This window comes from Nocardia sp. NPDC004260, from assembly GCF_053603155.1.
The window spans coordinates 24271-47282 of sequence record NZ_JBSGEZ010000045.1 but is presented as its reverse complement, the minus strand read 5'-3'; the positions used below and the strand labels follow the sequence as shown (position 1 = coordinate 47282).

Annotated in this window: 24 protein-coding genes and 2 tRNA genes; 16 read left to right on the top strand and 10 right to left on the bottom strand. The window is 68.0% G+C overall.

Features of this window, described 5'->3' with window-relative positions; genetic code table 11:
* Nucleotides 1-41: 41 nt before the first annotated feature.
* Nucleotides 42-362 (bottom strand): hypothetical protein, encoded by a 321-nt coding sequence (locus ACWEO7_RS24575; RefSeq protein WP_450019733.1) that lies wholly within the window; start codon nt 360-362, stop codon nt 42-44.
* Between the two features lie 387 nt (nt 363-749).
* Between ACWEO7_RS24575 and ACWEO7_RS24570 the strand changes: the two genes are divergently transcribed.
* Nucleotides 750-1280, top strand: coding sequence for a DUF4254 domain-containing protein (locus tag ACWEO7_RS24570; RefSeq protein ID WP_452426422.1), 531 nt, complete (start codon nt 750-752; stop codon nt 1278-1280).
* On the opposite strand, the gene ACWEO7_RS24565 is transcribed toward ACWEO7_RS24570, so the two are convergent.
* From ACWEO7_RS24565 to ACWEO7_RS24555, 3 genes are read right to left on the bottom strand one after another with little or no spacing between them, the layout of a single operon-like run.
* Nucleotides 1281-1598: a hypothetical protein gene (locus tag ACWEO7_RS24565; protein ID WP_452426420.1), complete on the bottom strand. Its 318-nt coding sequence runs from the start codon at nt 1596-1598 to the stop codon at nt 1281-1283.
* The gene (locus tag ACWEO7_RS24560) at nt 1599-2747 is read right to left on the bottom strand and encodes a fatty acid desaturase family protein (RefSeq protein WP_452426418.1); all 1149 of its coding nucleotides are present in this window, start codon (nt 2745-2747) and stop codon (nt 1599-1601) included.
* 20 nt (nt 2748-2767) lie between these two features.
* A complete protein-coding gene (locus tag ACWEO7_RS24555) occupies nt 2768-3889 on the bottom strand; it encodes a ferredoxin reductase (RefSeq protein WP_452426416.1) in 1122 nt (373 codons plus the stop codon).
* Between the two features lie 171 nt (nt 3890-4060).
* On the opposite strand from ACWEO7_RS24555, the gene ACWEO7_RS24550 reads away from it, so the two are divergent.
* The gene (locus ACWEO7_RS24550) at nt 4061-4681 is read left to right on the top strand and encodes a TetR family transcriptional regulator (RefSeq protein WP_452426414.1); all 621 of its coding nucleotides are present in this window, start codon (nt 4061-4063) and stop codon (nt 4679-4681) included.
* Nucleotides 4682-4745: 64 nt separating this feature from the next.
* On the opposite strand, the gene ACWEO7_RS24545 is transcribed toward ACWEO7_RS24550, so the two are convergent.
* Entirely contained in the window at nt 4746-6107 is a 1362-nt protein-coding gene (locus ACWEO7_RS24545) for an MFS transporter (RefSeq protein WP_452426413.1), read from the bottom strand.
* Nucleotides 6108-6231: 124 nt separating this feature from the next.
* On the opposite strand from ACWEO7_RS24545, the gene ACWEO7_RS24540 reads away from it, so the two are divergent.
* The 4 genes from ACWEO7_RS24540 to lysA all read left to right on the top strand — a co-directional run bounded on the left by ACWEO7_RS24540 (nt 6232) and on the right by lysA (nt 11230).
* Nucleotides 6232-6810, top strand: coding sequence for a PadR family transcriptional regulator (locus ACWEO7_RS24540; RefSeq protein WP_452426411.1), 579 nt, complete (start codon nt 6232-6234; stop codon nt 6808-6810).
* Entirely contained in the window at nt 6807-8837 is a 2031-nt protein-coding gene (locus tag ACWEO7_RS24535) for an FAD-dependent oxidoreductase (protein WP_452426410.1), read from the top strand. The genes ACWEO7_RS24540 and ACWEO7_RS24535 overlap by 4 nt, the downstream gene beginning before the upstream one ends.
* 106 nt (nt 8838-8943) lie before the next feature.
* Nucleotides 8944-9747 (top strand): mycolate reductase, encoded by an 804-nt coding sequence (gene cmrA / locus ACWEO7_RS24530; protein WP_452426408.1) that lies wholly within the window; start codon nt 8944-8946, stop codon nt 9745-9747.
* A 142-nt stretch (nt 9748-9889) separates the two neighbouring features.
* Nucleotides 9890-11230, top strand: a complete 1341-nt coding sequence (gene lysA / locus ACWEO7_RS24525; RefSeq protein WP_452426406.1) for a diaminopimelate decarboxylase — start codon at nt 9890-9892, stop codon at nt 11228-11230.
* A gap of 9 nt (nt 11231-11239) precedes the next feature.
* Here the strand turns inward: lysA and ACWEO7_RS24520 are convergent, their stop codons facing one another.
* The gene (locus ACWEO7_RS24520; protein WP_452426404.1) at nt 11240-12928 is read right to left on the bottom strand and encodes a helicase HerA-like domain-containing protein; all 1689 of its coding nucleotides are present in this window, start codon (nt 12926-12928) and stop codon (nt 11240-11242) included.
* A gap of 200 nt (nt 12929-13128) precedes the next feature.
* Between ACWEO7_RS24520 and orn the strand changes: the two genes are divergently transcribed.
* From orn to ACWEO7_RS24505, 3 genes are all read left to right on the top strand, one after another.
* A complete protein-coding gene (gene orn, locus ACWEO7_RS24515; RefSeq protein ID WP_452426448.1) occupies nt 13129-13767 on the top strand; it encodes an oligoribonuclease in 639 nt (212 codons plus the stop codon).
* Between the two features lie 55 nt (nt 13768-13822).
* A tRNA-His gene (locus ACWEO7_RS24510) sits at nt 13823-13898 on the top strand.
* Nucleotides 13899-14336: 438 nt separating this feature from the next.
* Nucleotides 14337-14588, top strand: coding sequence for a hypothetical protein (locus tag ACWEO7_RS24505; RefSeq protein ID WP_355075858.1), 252 nt, complete (start codon nt 14337-14339; stop codon nt 14586-14588).
* 64 nt (nt 14589-14652) lie between these two features.
* Here ACWEO7_RS24505 and ACWEO7_RS24500 read toward each other — a convergent pair whose 3' ends face one another.
* Nucleotides 14653-15891, bottom strand: coding sequence for a L,D-transpeptidase (locus ACWEO7_RS24500; RefSeq protein WP_450019757.1), 1239 nt, complete (start codon nt 15889-15891; stop codon nt 14653-14655).
* Nucleotides 15892-16196: 305 nt separating this feature from the next.
* On the opposite strand from ACWEO7_RS24500, the gene ACWEO7_RS24495 reads away from it, so the two are divergent.
* From ACWEO7_RS24495 to ACWEO7_RS24480, 4 genes are all read left to right on the top strand, one after another.
* Nucleotides 16197-16269, top strand: a tRNA-Lys gene (locus ACWEO7_RS24495).
* A gap of 711 nt (nt 16270-16980) precedes the next feature.
* Nucleotides 16981-17613 (top strand): transglycosylase SLT domain-containing protein, encoded by a 633-nt coding sequence (locus tag ACWEO7_RS24490; RefSeq protein WP_356968312.1) that lies wholly within the window; start codon nt 16981-16983, stop codon nt 17611-17613.
* Nucleotides 17614-17750: 137 nt separating this feature from the next.
* Complete coding sequence (locus tag ACWEO7_RS24485; RefSeq protein ID WP_452426401.1) at nt 17751-18065, top strand: hypothetical protein; 315 nt, start codon at nt 17751-17753, stop codon at nt 18063-18065.
* Nucleotides 18066-18158: 93 nt separating this feature from the next.
* A complete protein-coding gene (locus ACWEO7_RS24480; RefSeq protein ID WP_452426399.1) occupies nt 18159-18695 on the top strand; it encodes a DnaJ family domain-containing protein in 537 nt (178 codons plus the stop codon).
* 19 nt (nt 18696-18714) lie between these two features.
* On the opposite strand, the gene ACWEO7_RS24475 is transcribed toward ACWEO7_RS24480, so the two are convergent.
* On the bottom strand, nt 18715-19167 hold the full coding sequence (locus ACWEO7_RS24475; RefSeq protein ID WP_450019762.1) for a MarR family winged helix-turn-helix transcriptional regulator: 453 nt from the start codon (nt 19165-19167) through the stop codon (nt 18715-18717).
* A gap of 70 nt (nt 19168-19237) precedes the next feature.
* Between ACWEO7_RS24475 and ACWEO7_RS24470 the strand changes: the two genes are divergently transcribed.
* Both ACWEO7_RS24470 and ACWEO7_RS24465 read left to right on the top strand, forming a co-directional pair.
* Nucleotides 19238-20215 carry a pirin family protein gene (locus tag ACWEO7_RS24470; protein ID WP_452426397.1) on the top strand — a complete coding sequence of 326 codons (978 nt, stop codon included), beginning with the start codon at nt 19238-19240 and terminating at the stop codon, nt 20213-20215.
* A 139-nt stretch (nt 20216-20354) separates the two neighbouring features.
* A complete protein-coding gene (locus ACWEO7_RS24465) occupies nt 20355-20651 on the top strand; it encodes an excalibur calcium-binding domain-containing protein (protein WP_355075846.1) in 297 nt (98 codons plus the stop codon).
* Between the two features lie 62 nt (nt 20652-20713).
* Here the strand turns inward: ACWEO7_RS24465 and ACWEO7_RS24460 are convergent, their stop codons facing one another.
* Nucleotides 20714-20935 (bottom strand): DUF3618 domain-containing protein, encoded by a 222-nt coding sequence (locus tag ACWEO7_RS24460; protein WP_379254230.1) that lies wholly within the window; start codon nt 20933-20935, stop codon nt 20714-20716.
* A gap of 166 nt (nt 20936-21101) precedes the next feature.
* Here ACWEO7_RS24460 and bcp point away from each other — a divergent pair, with 166 nt between their 5' ends.
* Nucleotides 21102-21575 (top strand): thioredoxin-dependent thiol peroxidase, encoded by a 474-nt coding sequence (gene bcp, locus ACWEO7_RS24455; protein ID WP_355075844.1) that lies wholly within the window; start codon nt 21102-21104, stop codon nt 21573-21575.
* Nucleotides 21576-21634: 59 nt separating this feature from the next.
* Here the strand turns inward: bcp and ACWEO7_RS24450 are convergent, their stop codons facing one another.
* Entirely contained in the window at nt 21635-22861 is a 1227-nt protein-coding gene (locus ACWEO7_RS24450; protein WP_452426395.1) for a hypothetical protein, read from the bottom strand.
* Nucleotides 22862-23012 lie beyond the last annotated feature (151 nt).

The window sequence follows — 23012 nt, the reverse complement described above, 5'->3', positions numbered from 1 at the left end:
CGATCGGACCGTCCTGGATGTGCGCCTCCGGGACGGTCCGGTCAGGCCGGTCCGCTCGACTGCGCCGAATACAGGCTGACCTCGCCGTCCTCACTGAGAAAAGCGTTGACCAGCATGGTGCGGGTGGTGCGCAGCTCCTCCTCGTCCGGCGCGGCGGTGGTGATCGAGATCTGCGGGATGACCGCCCAGTTGACCACGTAGCGCTCCGGCGGGCCGTCGTCGTCGGACAGCCGGGCGAGACGGAAGACCGAGACGGTCTTGCGGACGATCAGATCACGCACGACCTCCGCGATTCGCTCAGGGTCTTCCAGCGCGAACATGAAGCCGAATGTCAGCTCCGGCGATGACACGTAGGCGGGCACGAATACCGAGGCTAGCCCATGCGGCGGCGGCGCGCAGCGCGCACACCGGATCGGTTGCTAATCATACGCTCGACAATTTCGAGAACGCACCGCCGAGCGCCGGTCCGGTTGACCGATCCGTAACGGAACATAACGATTTCCCGGCAGCTTTCGGATTCACAGACCAGAGTATTGCGCGGCTTCGGTTACCGCGCTTTCCTGAAAGTGTCCTGTTTTCTCGGACCGTCTTCTCCCGCATCGTCGCGGATTTCCCGGTTTCTCTGCCGTGCTGGTGGAACGTGGGATGGCATCCGGGTGCGGGACTGCGCCGGAGCCGAGGGGCGCCCCTCCCCGAAATCCCCCTCGGCCCTGGCGCATCCAGGATTCATCGTGTCGCAGAGGTATGTCATGCCCACCGAATACGCTCAGCGCAGTTTCGGAGCCCAAGAGCTGCCGCCGCCGGCCGCACTGCTTCGCGCGATTCGCGAACCCGGCGAGAACCAGCACCGGCACAGCGTGCTGCACGCCGCGCGGAAGCTCGTCGACTGCCACGAGCGACGGCAGCGGACACTCGAGCGATCACACGCCCCGGAGGCATCCAGCACCCGCGTCGCCGCCTGCACCCAGCAAGTGGAGCACATCGACCGCTGCCGCGCGGAATGGATCGGGCGGATCGACGCCTGGGTGGCGGAGAACGTGCAGCACCGAGAGGGCGCCTCCCTGCATACCGAGACACTCGGCGCGGTCATCGACCGAATCGCGGCGAAATGGGTTTCGGCCCGACACTCCTTGGACGACGAGATCACGGCCGACCCGCACCCGGGGCAGGCGGGCGGTGAGGCCCACCTGCAGTGGTCCAGGCTGGCCGAGCTGGTCGACGGCTATCAGGATCTGATCACCGACGTCATCGAGCATCGGCGCAGGCTGCCGGTCTGGTGATCAGCGCGGCTCGTCGACGCCCGGCTCGACGACCTCGGCGTCGAGGAACGCCTCCGTCGCCTCCGCCCGCGGTTTCGTGACCGTGACCTCGGTCTCGGCGTCGACGTCACGATCGAGATCCCGCTGCGCCTCCGCGTCCCGGCGTGCCGCGGCCGCCGCCTCGTTCATCTCGATGGCGTCGGTGATCCACTCACCGATCTCCCTGGTGACCTCGGCGACCGTCCCCGTGATGATGTTGGCGATATTGCCGACGTGCCTGGCACCGGAAGACGTCAATTCCTGAATGAGATCCTTGTTGCTCTCGAATTTCCCGATCATTCACACGCCCGCTTCGCTCGCCTTTCGCTGACGCATCACGATAACACCGGGAGACGGCTCGCTCTCGACCCAGCGCGGCGGAAGTGCCAGCTTGAAAATCTTCTTCCACACCGAGCCGATCTGCTTACCGAGCGAGCCGGTGTTGTACGGCAAACCGTACTTTTCACACAATGCGCGGACGGTAGGCGCCATCTCCGGATAACGGCTCGCGGGCAGATCGGGAAACAGATGGTGTTCGATCTGATGCGACAAATTCCCGGACATGATGTGGAACAGCTTGCTGCCGGTGATGTTGGCCGAGCCGAGCATCTGCCGGATGTACCACTCGCCGCGGGTCTCGTCCGCGGTCTCCTCCTCGGTGAACGTCTGTACGCCGGCCGGGAAGTGACCGCAGAAGATGATGGCGAAGGCCCACACGTTGCGCACCAGGTTGGCGGTGACGTTACCCGCCAGCGTGTGGAAGAACAGCGGTCCGGTCAGCGCGGGGAACACCAGGTAGTCCTTGAGCACCTGCTTGCCCGCCTTGCGCCACTGACCGAGGATCAGATTCTTGACCTCCGGCCACTTCTTCTTACCCGCCAGGATGTTCTCGACCTCGAGGTCGTGGCCCATCACACCCCACTCGAACAGCATCATGAGCACGAAGGCGTACAGCGGCTGGCCGAGCCGGAGCACGTTCCATTCCTGCGCCTCGTCCATGCGCAGGATGGAGTAGCCGATGTCGCGGTCCTTGTTGTGGATGTTGGTGTAGGTGTGGTGCAGGTAGTTGTGCGAGTGCTTCCACTGGTCGGCCGGGCAGACCGTGTCCCATTCGAACACGCGGGAATTCAGGCCGGGCTCGCGCATCCAGTCGTACTGGCCGTGCATCACGTTGTGGCCGATCTCCATGTTGTCCAGGATCTTCGACACACTCAGCGCCGCCACGGCGGCCAGCCAGAAGGGCAGAAGGAAGCCGAGATACATCAGGCCGCGCCCGGCGATCTCGAATCCCCGCTGCGCCTTGATGATCGAGTACAGGTATTCCCGGTCGCGCTCGCCGAGGTCGGCGACGATGGCCGCGCGCAGTTCGTCGAGTTCGCGGCCGAGTTCCTCGATCTGGTCCGGGCTCAGGACCAGCGGTCCGTTCTCGGTTTCGGTCAGGATGGTCATGGTTGGCTCCCCTTCGTGAATCAGATGTCGATGTCGACGTCGCCGACCGGCGCGTTGATGCACAGCTGGATCGGCTGGTCGGGGTCGGTGTCGGTCTCGCCGGTGCGCAGATTGCGCGTGCAGCCGGAGCGGCGCACCGCTGTGCAGGAGAAGCAGATCCCCATGCGGCAGCCGTACTCGGGCGTGAGACCGGCGGATTCGGCTTGCTCGAGCAACGTGGCGCCGGTGTTGTCGGCGCTCACGCCGCTGGCCGAGAAGTTGACGGTGCCGTGTGCGTCGGCGGCGTCCACCGGCGCGACCGACAGCGTGAACTCCTCGGAGTGCAGCCGGTCCTCGAGTTGCTCGGCCTGATAGATCGTGCGCACCGCGTCCATCAGCGACGGCGGGCCGCAGACGAAGGTCTGCGCGTCGGCGAACCAAGGCGCGACGCGCTCCAGTTCGTCGTAGTCGAAGTACCCGCCGCCCTTCGGCTGGGCGAGATCCACCCACGGCGCATCCGAATCCGCCCGAGGCGCCAGATCCGGCATGCGATGCGGATAGCGCAGCTCGATGCGGAAGTTCGGATGCCGCGCAGCGATCGAGTCCAGTTCCGCTCGGTGCGGCAGCACAGCGGGCGACTTGGCGTAGTGCAGGAAGACGACCTCGCCCGGATGGTCCTCCGCGGCGAGCGTGCGCAGCATGGACAGCACCGGCGTGATGCCGCTGCCACCGCTGATCAGCAGGACGCGCCGCGGCCGCGACTCGGGCAGCCGGAACACGCCGTCGGCGGGCGCCAGGTCGACCACCATGCCGGGGGCGGCGTGGCGGTACAGGTACTGCGACACCAAACCGTCCGGATGCGCTTTCACGGTCAGCTGGATATGACGATCCCGACCGCCTTCCGGGTTCACCGGCGAGTAGCACCGCGTGTGCCGTACGCCGTCGATCACCACGCCGATCTGGACGTACTGTCCGGCGACGTGGCCCTTCCAGTGCCGGGTGGGGCGCAGCGTGAGCGTCACCGAGCCCGGCGCCGACCGGCGCACGTGAGTGATTTCGGCCCGCATGTCCCGCACCGTGAGGGTGGGGCGGACCAGCTCGAGGTACCGATCCAGCGGGTGCGGCGAGGTCAGGGTCTGCACCAAGTTGATGAGATCCACCATTTGTTCTCCGTACCTTTGTCGGACTGACGACGTGCGGCTGGAATTTCAGTGCACGTCTGTACACTCAACTAGTGTGACGGATGACGGGGGTGGGGTGTCAACCGGCGAAACATGTGACTCGAACTACATCTGGGGATAGGTCGAATGGTGAACGGATGTATGCTCACCGAGATGAGTGAGCAGGCAGCTACCCGAGGCGAACGCAAGGAGCGGACCAGGCAGGCGCTCCTGGACGGCACGCTCGCGTTGGCCGCCGAACGCGGATTCGCCGCGCTCAGCCTGCGGGAGATCGCCCGCTCCGCCGGCATCGTGCCGACGGCGTTCTATCGGCACTTCGCGTCGCTGGAGGACCTCGGCGCCACGCTGGTCGACGACGGCGTCACCGCGCTGCGGCTGGCGCTGCGCGAAGTCCGCCGCAATGCCGACGCGGGCCTGTCGGACACGGTGCGCTTCGTGTTCGCGCAGGTGGGCCCCAAACGTGAGCTGTTCGGCTTCCTCACCAGGGAGCGCCACGGCGGGTCCGCCGCCTTGCGCACGGCCATCGCCCGGGAGATCCAACTGATCGTCCGGGAGCTCGTCGCCGACCTCTCCCGCATCCGGGCCCTGGACTCCTGGACGCCACGAGACCTGGAGATCGCCGCCGACCTGTTGGTCAGCACGGTGACCGACGGGATCGCCGCCTACGTGTCGGCCGCACCGCGCGACGAGCAGGCGATCATCGACCGCACCGTCCAGCAGATGCGTTTGATCGCACTCGGCATGGGTGGCTGGCGGCCACCGAAAGGGCGCTGATCCGCCGCCGAACGTACTCGGCGGGCCGTGGCTCCTCGACGCCGCCGCGCGCCGCGACCGGAACTCACTCGGCGGGCCGTGGCTCCTCGACATCGCCGCGCGCCGTGACCGGATCCGGTGACCGCACCGGCAGCAGCACCGCGAGCCCTGCCGCGAGCACGACCAACAGGCCCGCGATCCCCGCCCGGTCCGAACCGAACAGCCAGACGAACAAGCCGAACAGGCTCGGGGCGAGGAAGGACACCGCGCGCCCGGTGGTCGTGTACAAGCCGAAGAGCTGACCCTCCCGGCCCGGCGGCGCGAGGCGGGTCAGGAACGAGCGCGCCGCCGCCTGTGCCGGGCCGACGAAGACGGTGAGCAGCAAGCCGAAGATCCAGAACATCAGTGGGCCGGATACCACCAGCAGCGCCAGCCCGCACACCAGCATCGCGGCCAGGGACACCACGATGACGATCTTCGGTCCGGCCCGGTCGTCGAAGCGTCCCGCGACGATCGCACCCAGCGCCGCAACGACATTGGCCGCGATGCCGAACAGCAGCACATCCGAGTCGGCGATCCCGTAGACCCGCACGGCGAGCACCGCGCCGAAGGTGAACACCCCGGCGAGGCCGTCCCGGAAGACGGCGCTGGCCACCAGGAAGCCGACCGTGCGCCGGTCGACGTGCCACAGCTCGCGCAGGTCACGCCACAACACCCGGTACGAGCCGAGGAACCCGGCGCTCGCCGCGCCGGGATCGGCGTTCGTCCGTGGCAGTTCGGGGACCGCGAACAGCACCGGCAACGCGAAGGCGGCGAACCAGACGGCGGCCAGCACGGCGACCAGGCGGATGTTGAGTCCCTGATCGGTGGGCACGCCGAGCAGCCCGCGGTTGTCTCCCTCGCCGGATATGAAGCCGAAATAGCAGATCAGCAGCAGCAGGATGCCGCCGAAATAGCCCATCGCCCAACCGAATCCGGAGACCCGGCCGACGGTCTGCGGCGTGGAGACCTGCCGCAGCATCGCGTTGTACGGCACGTTCGCCAGTTCGAAGCAGGCCGACGCGAACGCCAGTAGCGCCAGGCCGAACCACAGGTCGTGGTAGTCGTCGTGCACGAAGAACATCAGCGTCATCGCCGCGATGGTCAGTGCGGTCAACCCACCGAGCGAGCCCTTGCGTTTCGCGGACGCGTCGAAGCGCTGTCCGCTGACCGGCGCGGTCAACGCCACGATCAGGCCCGCGATGCCCAGCGCCCACCCCAGCCACGCGCTGGCGGAGACACCGCCGGGCAGATCGTCGCCGACCTTGTCGGTGAGATACACCGAGAAGACGAAGGTGAGGATCACGGCGTTGAATGCCGAAGATCCCCAATCCCACAGCCCCCACGCCACCACTTGCCCGCGCCCGGCGGCCTGCCCGACTGTCGCCTGGGCGTTCACCTCGGTCATGCCGCGCAGCTTAATGCGCGAGACGGTTACGAGGCGGGCCGAAATCGGGTCCGGCCGCGACGAACACGGCGGATTCTTATGCACCTAGTTGCATAGTACCGAGTGTCACGGCTATCCTCACCGCATGGCACTCGAGCACGCGTTGCTGGTATCGCTGACCGAGCGCGCCGGCTCGGGGTACGAGCTGGCGCGCCGCTTCGACAAGTCCATCGGCTACTTCTGGAGCGCGACCCACCAGCAGATCTATCGCGTCCTCAAGCGCATGGAGGAGTCCGGCTGGGTCGACGGCGAGACGGTGATCCAGGAGGGCAGACCGGACAAGAAGGTCTACTCGGTGAGCGAGACCGGACGCGCCGAACTCGCGCGCTGGATCGCCGAACCGAGCGATTCCGCCACTCCGCGCAACGAACTCGCCGTGAAGATCCGCGCCGCCGCGTACGGCGACATCACCGCGTTACGCGCGGAGGTGGCCCGCCACCGCGACCAGCACGCCCAGCGGCTCGAGCTGTACCGGCACATCGAGAAACACGACTTCCCCGCTCCCGAGCGGCTCGCCGGGACAGCCCTGCACCAGTACCTCGTCCTGCGCGCGGGCGTCCGCGTGGAGGCCGGATTCGTCGAATGGTGCGACGAAGTTCTGCAAGCACTACACCCGCGCGCCACAGCCCCGCACGCGGACGGAGAAAGGCGACCTGCCCCATGAGCTCCTTCCCCCATTTGTTCGAGCCGCTCGATCTCGGCTTCACCACCCTGCGCAATCGCGTGGTGATGGGGTCGATGCACACCGGGCTGGAGGATCGCGCCTGGGACACCAACAAACTGGCCGCCTACTTCGCCGAACGAGCACGCGGCGGCGCGGGCCTGATCATCACCGGCGGCTACGCGCCGAATCGCGCAGGCTGGCTGCTGCCTTTCGGCGCCAAGCTGACCAACAAAACCGAAGCGTACCGGCACCGCACGATCACCAAAGCGGTGCACGAGCACGGCGGCAAGATCGCCATCCAGATCCTGCACGCGGGTCGCTACTCCTACATGCCGGGCAGTGTGTCGGCGTCGTCCATCAAGGCGCCCATCAACCCGTTCCGGCCGCGCGCGCTGTCGGCCAAAGGCATCGAGCGCACGATCGACGACTACGCCCGCTGCGCGAAGCTGGCCCAGTTCGCGGGCTACGACGGCTGCGAGATCATGGGCGGTGAAGGATATTTCATCAACCAGTTCCTCGCGCCGCGCACCAACAAGCGAACGGACGCGTGGGGCGGCTCCCCGGAGAACCGGCGCCGGATCGCGGTGGAGATCGTGCGCCGCACCCGCGCCGCGGTCGGCCCGGACTTCATCATCGTGTTCCGGCTGTCCATGGCCGAGCTGGTGGAGAAGGGACAGAGCTTCGACGAGATCGTCGCGCTGGCCGTGGAACTCGAAGCCGCCGGGGTGAACATCCTCAACACCGACATCGGCTGGCACGAAGCGCGAGTGCCCACCATCGTCACCTCGGTACCCCGTGCCGCCTTCGTCGAATTCACCGCGAAGATCACCGCGCGGGTGACCATCCCGGTGTGCGCGTCGAACCGGATCAACATGCCCGAGGTGGCCGAGGAGATCTTGACCCGCGGTGACGCGCAGCTGATTTCGCTGGCCCGTCCCTTCCTCACCGATCCGGAGTGGGTGAACAAGGCCGCTCAGGATCGGGTCGACGAGATCAACACCTGCATCGCGTGCAACCAGGCGTGCCTCGATCACGCCTTCCAGCACAAGACCGTGTCCTGCCTGCTCAATCCGCGCGCCGGGCACGAGACCGAGCTGAAGCTGCTGCCGACCCGCCGCAGCAAGCGCGTCGCCGTGGTCGGCGCGGGCCCGGCCGGGCTCTCGGCGGCGGTGAGCCTCGCCGAACGCGGCCATCGCGTCGACCTGTTCGAGGCCGACGACAAGATCGGCGGTCAGTTCGACATCGCCCGCCGCATCCCGGGCAAGGAAGAATTCAGTGAGTCGATCCGGTACTACACCCGGATGCTCGAGCTCACCGGCGTCACGGTGCACCTGAACAAGCGGGTCGGCGCCGCCGAACTCATCGCGGGCGGCTACGACGAGGTCGTGCTCGCCACCGGCGTACAGCCGCGGATCCCGGACATCCCCGGTATCGACCACCCCATGGTGCTGTCCTACGCCGAGCTGGTGCGGGAGGAGAAGCCGGTCGGCAAGCGCGTCGCCGTGATCGGCGCGGGCGGCATCGGCTACGACGTCAGCGAATTCCTCACCGTGGAGGGGCATCCCGCCCTCAAGCTGGACGAGTGGAAGGAGGAGTGGGGCGTCACCTCCGACGACGAGCAGGTCCCCGGACAGTTCACCACGCCCAGGCCGGCTCCGGCGGCGCGCGAAGTCGTTCTGTTGCAACGCAAGACCACTCCGTTCGGGAAGGACCTGGGCAAGACCTCCGGGTGGGTGCATCGGGCCGCGCTGAAGGCCAAGGGCGTCGAGCAGATCGGCGGCGTGAACTATGAGCGCATCGACGACGACGGCCTGCACATCAGCTTCGGCGAGAAACGACTACGGCCGCAATTGATCCCGGTCGACAACGTCATCGTCTGCGCGGGCCAGGAATCCGTGCGCGACCTGGAGGCCCCGCTGCGCGCCGCCGGGATGAGCCCGCACCTCATCGGCGGCGCCGAACTGGCTGCCGAGCTGGACGCCAAACGAGCCATCGACCAGGGCACCCGGCTGGCCGCACGGCTGTGAGCGGGCGGCGGCCGGGCCCGAACGCCCGGCCGCCGTGACCGCGGCACGGAACCGCGCCGGGGATCGTGCGGCGGACCACCGGGCCACGTCGCCTAGGCTGCATCGGGTGAGCCTGCCCTCCCCCACTTCCGAGAACCGCGCGGTCGTCACCGGCGCCTCCTCCGGCATCGGCACCGCGCTCGCCGCCGAACTCGCCGCCCGCGGCTACTCGCTGATCCTGGTCGCCCGCCGCGAGGAGCTGCTCACCGAGCTCGCGCAGCGACTGACCCTGGCCCACGGCATCACCGCCGAGGTGCGCGCGGTCGACCTGGCCGACCGCGAGCAGCGCGCCGTACTGGTGAAAGAACTGGCGACCCGCGAGATCGCCGTCTTGTGCAACAACGCGGGCATCGCGACCTTCGGCGCCATCGCCGAACTCGACCCGGCCTACGAGCGCGCGCAGATGGAACTCAACGCCGTCGCCGTGCACGACCTGACGCTGGCCGTGTTGCCCGGCATGCTCGCCCGCGGCAGCGGCGGCATCCTGATCAGCGGCTCGGCCGCGGGCAACATGCCGATCCCGAACAACGCCACCTACGCCGCGAGCAAGGCGTTCGCCAACACCTTCTCCGAATCGCTGCGCGGCGAGCTGAAAGGCTCCGGGGTGCACGTCACCCTGCTGGCGCCCGGCCCGGTCCGCACCGAGACCCCGGATCCCGCCGACGCCTCCATCGTCGACCGGATGGTGCCCGACTTCATGTGGGTCTCCTCGGAATCCACCGCGAAGGTGTCCATCGACGCGCTCGCCCGCAACAAGATGCGCGTGGTCCCCGGCCTGATCAGCAAGGGAATGAGTGTGGCGGGACAGTACGGCCCGCGCGCGGTCACCGCTCCCATCGCCGGCGCGTTCTACAAGAAACTCGGCAGCTGAGTCAGCCGCGTCAGCGAGCTGTCAATAAGCGACGCCCGGTGGTCAAGGATCCGCAAATGACCGGCCCACCGGCCCCGCACCCGGCGTAGTCCTGGCATCGGCCCCGCAATTCGAGAAAGCGGGGGCGACCCAGGAGAACATCGTGACGCTGCTCGACATCCTCCCGTCATTGCGGTCGGGATCACCTTCGCGTCTGGATGCCGTGGTCTGGCCGCGGGACACGCACTACGACGGCGACGGCGGGATCACCGTCGGCGGCGTCGCCCTCGCCGACATCGCCGATCAGTACGGGACGCCCACCTACGTCCTGGACGAGCAGGAGGTACGGTCCCGCTGCCGGGCCTATCGCAAAGCTTTTCCGGAGGCCGAGATCATCTACGCGGGCAAGGCCCTGATGATCCGGTCGGTGCTGGATTGGGTTACCCACAAAGGCCTTTCGGTCGACGTGTGCTCGGCGGGCGAACTGGCCGTCGCGCTGGCGGCCGGTGTGGACGCCGCGCGCATCGTCCTGCACGGCAACGGGAAGTCGTTCGACGAACTGACCACCGCCGTGCGCAGCGGGGTCGGCCGCATCGTGATCGACTCGCACACCGAGATCACGCTGCTGTCCGCCCTGGCCACGAAGCCACAGCAGGTGCTGCTGCGGCTATCCCCCGGCATCGATGTCCACGGTCATCCGGCGGTGCGCACCGGTGTGCGCGACCAGAAGTTCGGCTTCCCCCTCGGCAGCGATTCGGCCGCCGAGGCAATCGACCGTGTGCTGCGCCAACCGAACCTCATCCTGGTCGGCTTCCACTGCCATCTGGGCTCGCAGATCCACAACCCGGATCACTACGGCGAGGCGGTGCGGCGCTTGGTCGCCGCGATGGCGCAAGTGCGGCAAGACCACGGCGTCATGCTGTCCCAACTGGATCTCGGCGGCGGTCACGCGGTGGCCTATCGCGCCGGTGACGCCGAAATGAATCTCGCCGAACTCGCCGACATCCTCGAGGACGCCCTCGACGCCGCCTGCGCCCGCCACCACTTCCCGCGCCCGGTCCTCGCGCTGGAACCCGGCCGCGCCGTCGTCGCCAGGGCCGGGGTGACGCTGTACCGAGTGCTCTCGATCAAGCACGTCGAAGGCGGGCACACCTACGTCACCGTGGACGGCGGGATGAGCGACAACCCGCGCGTCGCGCTCTACGGCGCGCGCTACGAGGTCGTGGTCGCCAACCGCCACCCTTGCGGTCCGCAGATGACCGCGACGGTCGCCGGTCGCTTCTGCGAGGCGGGCGACATCCTCGCCGCCGACGTCCGGCTGCCTGCCGACCTGCGCCCCGGCGAGGTGCTCGCGATGCCGTGCACCGGCGCCTACCATCACAGCCTGGCCTCGTCCTACAACACTGTCGGGCGACCGCCGGTCATCGCCGTTCACCACGGCCGCGCCCGCGAACTGGTACGCAGAGAGACGACGGCGGACCTGCTCGCCCGCGAGGTCGGATGACCGGCGCGCTCAGCGGCGCCGGGTGCCGAACAGACTGCGGGTGATCTCGCGTCCCGCCGCGGTGGCGGCCGAGCGCAGGAAGCCGCGGACCGCGGGATTCCGCATGATCCGCTCGGCGGCGGACTCCTCTTCCACGCGGTTCACGCTACGGCCGGGGACGGGCGCCGGTTCCGGCTCCCGCGTCGCGTCGGCCACCTTGGCGGCCAGCAGTTCGTAGGCCGATTCCCGGTCGATGGTCCGGGCGTACTTCGAGGCCAGCGAGCTGGACAGCGCCCGCGACCGGATCGCGTCCACGCCGATGGTGTCCATCAGCGACCGGGGCGGCCTCATCCTGGTCCAGGCCACCGGCGTCGGCGCGCCCTGCTCGGAGAGCACCGTCACGATCGCCTCGCCGGTGCCGAGGGAGGTCAGCGCCTGCTCCAGGTCGTATACACCGGTCCTCGGGTAGGTGCGGACGGTCTTGGCCAACGCCTTCTGGTCGTCCGGGGTGAACGCGCGCAACGCGTGCTGAATGCGCGCGCCGAGCTGGGACAACACCGGATTCGGGATATCGGTGGGCAACTGTGTGCAGAAGAACACGCCCACTCCCTTGGACCTGATCAGTTTGACGGTCTGCTCCACCTGATCCAAGAACGCCTTCGAGGCGTCGGAGAACAGGAGGTGCGCCTCGTCGAAGATGAAGACCAGCTCGGGCCGCTCCACGTCGCCGACCTCCGGCAGGGTCTGGAACAGGTCGGCCAGCACCCACATCAGGAATGTGGAGAACATCACCGGCCGCGCCGCCTCGGCACCCAGCTCGAAGAGCGTGATCACCCCTTTTCCGTCCACCACCCGCACCAGGTCGGCCGGGTCGAGTTCCGGCTCGCCGAAGAACGTGTCGCCGCCGTCGGCCTCCAGATTCGCCAAGGCGCGCAGGATCACGCCCGCGGTGGCCGCGGAGACACCGCCGATGCCCTTCAGATCCTCCTTTCCCTCGGGGCTGGTCAGATGGGTGATCACGGCGCGCAGGTCCTTCAGGTCCAGCAGCGCGAGGCCGTTGCGGTCGGCCCAGTGGAAGATCAGGCCGAGGGTGGATTCCTGCGTCTCGTTCAGCCCGAGCACCTTGCTCAGCAGAACCGGGCCGAACGAACTGATCGTGGCGCGAATCGGAAGCCCCGCCCCGGTGGTGCCCAGCGACACGAACTCGGTGGGGAAGCCGGTCGCCGCCCAGTCCGCGGCGCCGGTCTCCGCGATCCGCGTGGCGAGTCTTTCGCTCGATCGGCCCGGCTCGGCCAAACCCGACAGGTCGCCTTTGATATCCGCCAGCACCACCGGAACCCCGGCGCTCGACAGTTGCTCCGCGATGCCTTGGAGGGTTTTCGTCTTCCCCGTGCCGGTCGCCCCCGCGACCAAACCGTGCCGGTTCATCATCCGCATCGGGATACGGACGCGCGCAGCGGAATCCACCCTCGCATCGACCACCACGGTGCCCAGTTCCAGCGCGGCGCCCTCGAACGCGTAGCCCGCGGCGATCTCTTGCGCGGCGGTCGAGCCCGGGGACGGTTCGTCTCTTCCTTCGGCGGCACCGGCTCCACCCGCTGTCTGCTCGGCCAGTTCACGTTCCGCGGCCTCCGCGGCGGCGGAGGCCTCCGCGGCGATCCGCGCCGCCTCGTCGGCCGCTTTGCGCGCCGCGGCCGCCTTCTCCTGCGGGGTGGTCATCGCACGTCTCCGTCCTGGCTCGACCGGGCTGCTTCACTCGATGTTTGCTGCCGCACCGAAAACGCCGGGTACCGATCTGGAAGAAACTGTATCGCCGCCGGTCGGATTCCTGCCTGCATCGGCGGCTTCGGGGTTGCCGAGCCGTATCGCAGGCACCGGACCTTCGCCCGGCTAATGTTGCACGGGTGTCCGACAAATACATGGTGTGGATGGATTGCGAGATGACCGGCTTGCGCTTGGACAGCGACAAGCTGATCGAGGTGGCCGCACTCGTGACCGACAGCGATCTCAACATCCTCGGCGAGGGCGTGGACATCGTCATCCACGCCGAGGACGACGCGCTGGCCGCGATGCCTGCCGTGGTCGCCGAGATGCACGCGCGCTCCGGGCTGACCGACGAGGTCCGCCGCTCCACCGTCACCCTCGAAGAGGCCGAGCAGCGCGTGCTCGACTACATCCGCCAGTACATCCCCACCCCGCGCACCGTGCCGCTGGCCGGCAACTCGATCGCCACCGACCGCGGTTTCATCGCCAGGGACATGCCGCTGCTGGATGCCCACCTGCACTACCGGATGGTCGACGTGAGCTCGATCAAGGAGCTGTGCCGCCGCTGGTACCCACGCATCTACTTCGGCCAGCCGGAGAAGGGGCTGAGCCATCGCGCACTGGCCGACATCCAGGAGTCCATCCGGGAACTGGAGTACTACCGGCGGACCGCCTTCGTCGCGCCGCCCGGTCCCTCCACCACCGAAATCGCCGCCGTCGCCGCCGAGGTCTCCGAGACCGCTGAACGGCGGACCGAATCGGCGCAGGTCAACGGCTCGCCAGATAACGATTAGGGAGTGGGCGGGTAGACACGCTAATATCTAGCCCGCTGGTTCTTCACCAGCGATGGTGAGCGTAGTTCAGTTGGTAGAGCACCAGGTTGTGATCCTGGCTGTCGCGGGTTCGAGTCCCGTCGCTCACCCCAGGTGTCGCGGTGTGCGAACCGTCCTCTGAGGCGGTTCGCACACTACGGCTGGCGCCTTCTCTACTCTGTTCATTCCCGACGTGGAATATCGCCCGGGTCTCTCCGACGCGGAAATCATCTCGTCCCAGGCCCCGGCTAGCGTCCGCACTCCGGAACCCGCCACTTCCGCAGCGTCATCGCGTTCACCGAGCTGGACGACCTCGCCCGGCACTGGACCCGAGGCGGACGTCCTCACCGAGAGCTAGGTCGGCTCGATCGGGCGCGGCTGGCACTCCGCCACGGGCTTTTTCGCTGCGCCCCAAACCTTTTGCCGCAGGCGCTCGCCGCGATGTGAAACGAAACCACTCCAGAATCCGCCATGCGTCCGTAGACTGCGGTGCACGTAGGACGGTGTCGCTGGGGCGCCTTCCCGGTTAGACCAGAAAGACACACCTCGTGATGCGTTCCGCGGTTATCGCAGCCTTCGTCGGCGCCACTCTCCTCACCGGATCCAGCGGAACCGCGGTCGCGGGAATCGGACTTCCCCCGCTGCCCGACTCCGGCTCGGCGTCGAGCGGATCGGCGGGCGGCCTGGCCACCACCGGCTCCTCCGGCACCGGTTCGGCGGGCAGCAAGCTGCTGTGCGCCGCCACCGGCAGCGCCATCGCGATCCTGGGCGACGCCCAGTTGGGTTGCAACATGCTGCCGTGACCCCCTGAACGCTGAACGGGCCACCGGATTCGCTCCAGTGGCCCGTTCGGCGTTCCGCTTCGGCTCAGCGATTGTCTTCGGCGTTGCCCGCTTTCCAGACCGGCCACGGGATGTTCCAGTCACCCAAGCCGTCCACACCGGACAGGGTGCCGCCCACGGTGTTCTTCACGATCGTGATGTCACCGCGCTTGGCGTTCTGGAAGACCCACTGCGCGTTCGCCGGGCTGAGGTTCAGGCAGCCGTGACTGGTGTTGCTGTACCCCTGCGCACCGACCGACCACGGCGCCGAGTGGAAGAAGATGCCGCTGTAGGACAGTCGCGTCGCGAAGTCGACCGGCGTCTTGTACCCGTCGGGCGCGTTGACCGCCACGCCGTAGGTCGAGGAGTCCATGATGATCTTCTCGTGGCGGTCGGCCACGATGTAGACCCCGTTGTCGGTGGGGGTGCTGTCCTTGCCCATCGAGGTCGGCATGGTGCGGATCACCTGGCCGTTCAACTCGACGGTCACCTGCTTGGTGTTGTCGTCGGCGGTGAAGACCATCGCGTCGCCGATGGTGAAGAACGAGTGGATGTTGTCCTGCCCGTAGAGGCCGTTGCCGAGATTACGTCCGTAGACGTTCACATCGACGGTGATCTTCGATCCCGGCGCCCAGAAATGCTCCGGCCGCCAGCGCACCTCGCGGTTGTTCACCCAGTAGAACGCGCCCTCCACCGGCGGCTCCGTGGTGATCTTGATCGCATCCTGCGCGGCCTTCCGGTCGGGGATGTTCTCGTCGAACTGGACGGCCACCGGCTGTCCGATACCGACGACCTCCGCCTCGCCGGGCACCAGGTAGGGCTTGGTCTGGTTACCGGGCGAACTCGTGGTGAAACTCAGCGTCGCGGAGTTCGCCCCGCCGAGCCCGATCGCGTCGGCCTTCAGCCGGTAGGTCTTGCCGTAGCCGAGCACCTCGGTGGTCTCCCACGAACGCCCGTCGGCGGCGAGCTTGCCCTCCACCGCCTTGCCCTGCGGGGTGACCAAGCTCACGTTGGTGAACTTGCCGTCTTCCACCTTGAACGCCAACGGGACGCCCGGCGATACCCCTACCTCGCCATCCTTCACCGGCGACAACAGCTTTGGCTTGATCAGTTCCGTGATGGGGTTGCGGTCGATGGCCACCTGAGCCGCGTCCTTGGCGTCGGATGCCGAACATCCGGTCAATGCCAGCGCGGCGACCGCGACAACTATCACCGGTCCCGCGAACGTGCGTAGCGACCGCCTCGTAGTCGGCTTGCGCACGTGCCGACCTCGACCAAAACTCATTTCAACCCCGTTTCAAAGTCTCGGCGCTCCAGGACACACCGAGGGCTTCGGATGCCGACCGCCACGCCGCTCACCCCGCCGTGTACGCGGGCGGTCGAAACCACAATCGGACATTCTGCCAGTGCGTCACGTCCTGGCCAATGTGAACACCTAGTCCGTCACTGCAGCGTTACCACCACTGGATCACCGCGGCGAATCCCCGCGTTACGGCGGCGGAGAGCATCACATCCGCGCCGGTCAGGATACGATTTCACTTCTGCGGCCCCGGCCTGTTAAGGTTTGTCCCGCACCGGAACACGGAGCAAGCGCCATTAGCTCAATTGGCAGAGCAGCTGACTCTTAATCAGCGGGTTCGGGGTTCGAGTCCCTGATGGCGCACAACACGCAAACCGCGCCCTCGCCAGTCATCGGCTGGCAAGGGCACGGTTTTTTCGTCTCCATGATGGCCCGATTCCCGTGACATCACCGTGACCTGGACTTTTTCCCAGTTGCACCAGTGGTCTCAATTCGGACAGCTATACGCCCGCGATCGCCGGGAAATCCACCTGTGCGCCCAAAAATTTCTGTGACCTACGGCACAAGAGGTTTAACGGCAAACTCCCAGCTTAGATAACGATTCGACAACTGCGTCCTGGGCTTTCCAAGATCGTCTGCGCCTGCCGTTCATGATCAGTTCACCGTCTGTTAACTATGCGTGACCATTCTGCAATCAGGTCACAAAGCGACCTGAAGTTTGGTCAGCCCGAGGAGTTGTAGACACCGATTCGGTAACGATCACACGGCAGGCACCCTGCCCGCCACGTGATCGGCGGAGCGGAATCCGGCAACGGACCCGCAATCCCATACTTCCGCCCGTCTCACCGCATCGAGGATGCGGAGTCTCGCGCGACAAGCGGCCGAGCCCACCGAGGGCGATCCGGTGCCGCACGCACGAAGCGTCGCGTTCCGGGGACATCAGCGTCCCCCACAACAAAACCACACAAAAGCACATGGCCGTTTCGGCGAACGCACACGAGCGTACGCCGCAGGATCCGTGCTGCCCAACTGCGGCCGGATCGAGTAAGTCCCCGATCAAGGAACCGATTCGCAATGCCTGACAGACGCCTTTCCACCCTTCGCCGCCCCTCGCTCCGCGAAACCGTCACCGTCGCCTTCGCCGCCGCGGGTGTCGTCGCCGTGGCCGCCTGCTCCGCGGCGTCCGTTGCCGACAACAGCGTCCCGTCTCGCATCGCCATGGTGGCCGAGCAGCAGCCCGAGGCCGCAGCCGCTCCGGTCGCCGCACCGGCGGCCGAGGCGATCCCCGCGCCGATGCCCGCACCCGCGCCCGCCCCCGCGCCCGCGCCCGCTCCGGAGGCGGCCCCGGTCCCGGCCCCGATGCCCGCCCCGGCCCCGCCGGTCTACGCGGACAACCTGGACGGCTGGATCCGCCAGGCGCTCGACATCATGTCGGCGAACGGCATCCCCGGCACCTACAACGGCATCTACCGCAACATCATGCGCGAGTCGACGGGCAATCCCCAGGCGATCAACCTGTGGGACTCCAACGCCGCCATGGGCATCCCGTCCAAGGGCCTGCTCCAGGTGATCGACCCCACCTTCGCCGCCTACCACGTCGCCGGCACGCCGTTCGACATCTGGGACCCGGTCGCCAACATCGCCGCCGCCTGCAACTACGCGGCGCACCGCTACGGCTCGATGGACAACGTCAACAGCGCGTACTGATCCACCCCGCCACGCAGCCTCCCCATCCATCGGATGGGGAGGCTGCGGCGCTTCCGGCCGTGTCCGCGCGGTCGGCCAGGCGCATCTGCGGCTCCGGCAATAATGGTGCACATCCCCGCGACCCCCTGGACCTTGCCGTGACCGACTACGCACACAACGACGCGGCGGCCAAGAGCCGCGCCGAGAAAGCACGCCGGCTGGCGAGTTACCTCTGGCCCCGTGGTATCACCGGCTCCGAGGTGCTCGCGATGCCCGCGCCGGTACGGCGCAAACTCGCCAAGGCCGCCGGAACGAACCCGCCGAGCACCGACGAGACCTGGACCGCGGTGGCACGGCTGCTGACGGAGAAGGACGACTGGGCCGCCCGACATCCGCGGCATCCCGCGGCCCGGCGCGAGCACACCGACGAGAAACTGCTCTGGGTGAAGCCGCCGATCACGCCGTGGTCCTGAGTTTCCGCTAAAGTCTTTGTGCTTCAACGTTTTCCGTGTCTACTACAGACTTCCGTAGACTAGCGTCATGCACCCGCCTACGCAGCCGTCACGATGACCGAGCGCAAGCCGCCGAAGCAGACCTTCGAATCGTGGGTCGACAAGCAGATCCGGGAGGCGGCCGAGCGCGGCGAACTCGACAACCTGCCCGGTACCGGCAAACCGATTCCCGGGGTGGGCACGGCTCCCGACGAGGACTGGTGGCTGCGCGCATATCTGCGTCGCGAAGGAGTCAGCGGTGACGCGCTGCTGCCCCCGTCGCTGTTGCTGCGACGCGATATCGAGCACCTGCCCGAGACCGTGCGTGATGCGACCGGCGAGCGCGAGGTGCGAGCCGCCGTGAGCGAACTCAACAAACGCATCGTGGAGTGGCTGCGGATGCCGCAAGGACCGTTCGTCCCGATCGCTCCGGTGAACGCGGACGAGATCGTCGAGCAATGGAGGCGCGCACGCGAGGCCGCAAGGCCGAAACGCGCGCAACCCAGCCTCGAATCCACCGGCCCCGCCCCTGCGCAGGCCGGCCGCATCGCGCCGCCTCCACGCCGCCAGTGGTGGCGTCGATGGCGGCGGCACGACACCGAAGCCGGATAGCGGCGGGAACGAACTGCGATCAGGCGCCGAGTTCGGTCACCTGCTCGACCTCGGTGATCACCTTGTCCGCCAGCGCGCGCAGCGCACGCGCCTCACCCGGCGTCATCAGCTCGACGAAGACGCGACGGACCAGATCGACATGGTTGGGCGCGGCCCGCTCCAGCGCCACGCGCCCCTGCGGCGTGAGCTGAACGATGATGCCGCGGGCATCCTCCTCCGCGGGGCGCCGCTCGACCAGTCCGCGCGCGTCCATCCTGGCCAGATGCTTGGACAGCCGGCTCTTCTCCCAGCACACCTCGGTGGCCAGCTCTTTGGCGCGCAGACACCCGTTGGCGGCTGCCGACAACGCCACCATCAGCTCGTAGTCCGCCAGGGACAGGCCGTCCTCGGCCAGCCCGGCGGAAATCGCCCCGTCCAAACGCTGGCGCAGCCGTACGTAGGCCTGCCACGTCGCCTGCTCGTCGTCACTCAACCACCGGACCATGGGAATGAAGTGTAGTCACCGTTGGTTGACATGGACACCAACTCCTGAGGAGGTCCCCATGCCCGCCGTCACCGTTCCCGACATCATGGTTCTGCCACGCCTCCCCCGCCCGGACGCGACCCTGCGCCAACGGCCGGTCCGGAGCCTGGTCACCGCGCACAAACAGCGCGAAGGCGCGGGATTCGAGGTGCGCAGGCCGTTCCCCAGCATGGATCTGCGCACGGCCGATCCCTTCATCCTGCTCGACCAGATGGGTCCGGTCGCCTACGAACCGCACGAGGCGAAGGGGGCCCCGTGGCATCCGCACCGCGGCTTCGAGACGGTCACCTACATGCTCGACGGCACCATGGTGCACCACGACTCGCAGGGCGGCGGCGGCATCATCGGCGAAGGCGACACCCAGTGGATGACCGCGGGCTCCGGCATCCTGCACGACGAGGTACCGCCGGAGGAGATGGTCGCCTCCGGCGGCTGGTTCCACGGCATCCAGCTCTGGGTGAACCTGCCGCGCGCGCTCAAGTTCGCCACGCCGCGTTACCAGGACCTGCGCGCCAGCGAACTGACGCTGGTGAGTTCGCACGACGGCGGCGCGCTGGTGCGGCTCATCGCCGGAGAGGTCGGCGGATTCACCGGCCCCGGTTCGACATACACCCCGATCGCCTACGCCCACGCGTCGATCACGCCCGGCGGGATCCTCGAAACACCTTGGCCGCAAGAGTTCACGGCGATGGCGTACGTGCTGTCCGGCAGCGGCACTGTGGGCGCGGAGCGCAGGCCACTGAACGAGGGGCAGCTCGCGGTCTTCGGCCACGGAGACGCGATCAGCGTGACAGCCGATGCGCGCCAAGACAATCGGACCGGAGCGCTCGAAGTCCTGCTGCTCGGCGGACAGCCGATCCGCGAACCGGTGGTGCAGTACGGGCCGTTCGTGATGAACACCCGTGCGGAGATCATCGAAGCGATGGAGGACTACCAGGCCGGGCGCATGGGAAACATCCCAGCGGAGCACATCCGCGGCGCCGGGACGACCGCCTGAGCCACGACACCGGGTGCGATCCCCTAATCCCCTAGTTCCGTCCCCGCGAGGTTGACAAGAGAGCGGCCCGTCACAACAGTGGATGCGGCGTCCGGTCGGACGCCCATCCACCGCAGCAACCACATACATAGAGGAATACATGAACGTTCGCCGGCTCTCCGTCAGCGCGGCCATCGCGGGATTGACCTTTCTCGCGGCTCCTGCCGCCCTAGCCGCCCCTCCGTCCGGATCCGCCGGAACGGGCTCCTCGGCCGTCGACACCGGCTCCGCCGCGACCGGCTCGGCCGGTCTGTCGCAGACCGGTTCGGCCGGTGGCGCCTACGCCAACTGCGACGACGCCCGCGCCGCGGGACACGCGCCGCTGTTCCGCGGCGAACCGGGCTACGGCCCGCACCTGGATCCCGACGGCGACGGCTTCGCCTGCCCGACGGTCTGAACCGACCGCGAAACGACGACACCCGGTGGGCATCGCCCACCGGGTGTCGTCGTTTTTCCAGCTCAGCGGAAGATCTTGAGCAGCACCAGCCCGACCACCACAGCGGCCGCGCCGATCAGGCTGTATTTCACCTTCGGCTCGTTCAGCTTCGAGACCACGATCTGCTTGGTGTCGTCCGCGATCCGATGCGGGTCCGCGCGTACCGCGAGTTCGTCGAGCGTGCTCGCCAGCCGAGTGCGGGCGGCCTCGATTTCGTGCTCGATCCGCTCGGTATCCCTTGCCACGTTCCACCCTCCTGTTGTCGATTGCCGCACCCGGTGCACGAATCGCACCGCACGCTCGGCCGTTCGCGGAGCACCCGGGGCTCGCGGACGAGTCTATCCGCCGCCACGCGCCGCTATCCGGCCGCGCGCGGATCTCCGGTCGGAACCTTCGGATACCGTGCAGAAGGTGACCACCAACCAACGACTCTCCCCGGGCGACACCGCCCCCGACTTCACGCTTCCCGACGCCGACGGCAAGGACGTCTCGCTGTCGGACTACCGCGGTCGCAAGGTGATCGTGTACTTCTACCCCGCCGCGAGCACGCCCGGCTGCACCAAGCAAGCCTGCGACTTCCGCGACAACCTGGCCGACCTGGACGGCGCGGGCATCGACGTCGTCGGCATCTCACCGGACAAGCCCGCCAAGCTGGCCAAGTTCCGCGACGCCGAACGGCTGACCTTCCCGCTGCTGTCGGATCCCGATCGCGCCGTGCTCACCGCGTGGGGCGCGTACGGCGAGAAGACCATGTACGGCAAGACGGTCGTCGGCGTCATTCGCTCGACCTTCCTGGTGGACGAAGCGGGCAAGATCGCCGTCGCGCAGTACAACGTCCGCGCCACCGGCCACGTCGCCAAGTTGCGCCGCGATCTGTCGGTGTAGCGCGGGCAACGAAAAGCCCGGCGCCACAGGGGCGCCGGGCCGAAGTCGGGTGGATCGGATCAGACCTGCCACACCTGCTGGGCTGCCCACTGCGCCATCAGGCGAAGGTGCTCGTCCCACCAGTCCGCGGCTTCCGGGGTGAACACGGCGGGTGGTGGGGCCTCACCGGGGAACAGCAACGCGGCGTCGGGTGCGCCCACCTTGCGATCGGTCGGAACGCCGGTCCCCGGCAGGAGCGGCTCGGGGGTTTCCGTCTCCGGCCCGGTTGTCGCGTCCGCGGCGACCAACGGCAACGGACTATGCCGCGGGGCAAGCCCCCCGCGCTGGTCCGGAAGCCACACTCCGGTCGTGGTGGCATCGCCGCCCCGCGGCCCGTCGAACGACTCGTCCGCCTCGGTGTCCGCGGGACGGACCGGCTCTACCGGATGCGTCGCGCCTGCGCCTTCGATCCGGGCGTCCGCCACGACGGTCGGCGTCGGCTGCGCGGAATCGTTCAGCAGATAGCTCCCGCCGACGACCATTCCGCTGGCCAGCACCCCGGCCGCGGCGAACACCGCGACGCCGCCGCGCGCCCGACTCGACTCGCTCACCGGCCCGACGTAGCTGTCCTGCTCCAGCCGGGCGCTCAACGCCGCGCCCGCGGCGGACGCGAAAGCGCCTACCGTGCAGGGGATCACCGGAGCCCCGAATTTCTCGACCGCCGTCAGCACCGCGGAGCCCGCGCCCGCCGAGCCGATCAGCGCCACCGCGTCCGGCCGCGCGCCGGCCGCGTCCAGCTGATCCCACGCCGCCGTGACGCCGATGCCCAGCGACCGGGGCGTCGCCCGGCCCGCCTGCCCCACGGCGGCGAGCACCCGGCGGCGGCCCCGGTCGACCAGCGTGAACGCGTGGTACCCGGGCACCACCTCGCACACCAGCAGGTTGTCGTAGGCGTCGAGCCACGTCATCATGCTCGCCACGCTCAGGTGGGCCGATTTCACCGAGACCATCGAGGCGCTGTGCCACGGGCCTGCCGCCAGCCGGGTCACGATGGCGCGACGCTCCGCGGCGTCCCGATAGGCGACGGCCACGCCACCGACTTCCCGCTCCGAGCCCAGCCCGGCGGCCAGGGCGTCCAGCGCGGCCTCGACCGCCTCGGCCACGTCCGCCTTGCTGTCGCCGTCCGTTCGCTCGATCCGGCGCAGCAGCACCCGATCGGCCAGCTTCCTGCCGTCGGCGAGCGCCACCGCGTGCACGGCACCGCGTTCGGTCGAAACGCCGAGAGTCACCACAGATTCAGCTACCACTGATCACGCCTTCCCCTCTGTGCATTGACCGAGCTCACGGGCTTGCCGAAAGCCATGAGCCCCATGGATTCCCCTGCTCGGAACACACGTCGCGATGCACGCGCGCTCGGTATATGTTCGATGCCGCATCGGTTACGGATGGGTAGCGGAA

Excerpts from the sequence above, each read along its gene's own strand:
- ACWEO7_RS24545 (WP_452426413.1), bottom strand. The coding sequence starts at position 6,107 with ATGACCGAGGTGAACGCCCAGGCGACAGTCGGGCAGGCCGCCGGGCGC.
- ACWEO7_RS24565 (WP_452426420.1), bottom strand. The coding sequence starts at position 1,598 with ATGATCGGGAAATTCGAGAGCAACAAGGATCTCATTCAGGAATTGACG.
- ACWEO7_RS24490 (WP_356968312.1), top strand. The coding sequence starts at position 16,981 with ATGCCTGACAGACGCCTTTCCACCCTTCGCCGCCCCTCGCTCCGCGAA.
- ACWEO7_RS24500 (WP_450019757.1), bottom strand. The coding sequence starts at position 15,891 with ATGAGTTTTGGTCGAGGTCGGCACGTGCGCAAGCCGACTACGAGGCGG.
- orn (WP_452426448.1), top strand. The coding sequence starts at position 13,129 with ATGGTGTGGATGGATTGCGAGATGACCGGCTTGCGCTTGGACAGCGAC.
- ACWEO7_RS24550 (WP_452426414.1), top strand. The coding sequence starts at position 4,061 with ATGAGTGAGCAGGCAGCTACCCGAGGCGAACGCAAGGAGCGGACCAGG.
- ACWEO7_RS24535 (WP_452426410.1), top strand. The coding sequence starts at position 6,807 with ATGAGCTCCTTCCCCCATTTGTTCGAGCCGCTCGATCTCGGCTTCACC.
- ACWEO7_RS24555 (WP_452426416.1), bottom strand. The coding sequence starts at position 3,889 with ATGGTGGATCTCATCAACTTGGTGCAGACCCTGACCTCGCCGCACCCG.
- ACWEO7_RS24480 (WP_452426399.1), top strand. The coding sequence starts at position 18,159 with ATGACCGAGCGCAAGCCGCCGAAGCAGACCTTCGAATCGTGGGTCGAC.
- ACWEO7_RS24560 (WP_452426418.1), bottom strand. The coding sequence starts at position 2,747 with ATGACCATCCTGACCGAAACCGAGAACGGACCGCTGGTCCTGAGCCCG.
- ACWEO7_RS24465 (WP_355075846.1), top strand. The coding sequence starts at position 20,355 with ATGAACGTTCGCCGGCTCTCCGTCAGCGCGGCCATCGCGGGATTGACC.
- ACWEO7_RS24540 (WP_452426411.1), top strand. The coding sequence starts at position 6,232 with ATGGCACTCGAGCACGCGTTGCTGGTATCGCTGACCGAGCGCGCCGGC.
- ACWEO7_RS24570 (WP_452426422.1), top strand. The coding sequence starts at position 750 with ATGCCCACCGAATACGCTCAGCGCAGTTTCGGAGCCCAAGAGCTGCCG.
- ACWEO7_RS24505 (WP_355075858.1), top strand. The coding sequence starts at position 14,337 with ATGCGTTCCGCGGTTATCGCAGCCTTCGTCGGCGCCACTCTCCTCACC.
- ACWEO7_RS24470 (WP_452426397.1), top strand. The coding sequence starts at position 19,238 with ATGCCCGCCGTCACCGTTCCCGACATCATGGTTCTGCCACGCCTCCCC.
- ACWEO7_RS24520 (WP_452426404.1), bottom strand. The coding sequence starts at position 12,928 with ATGACCACCCCGCAGGAGAAGGCGGCCGCGGCGCGCAAAGCGGCCGAC.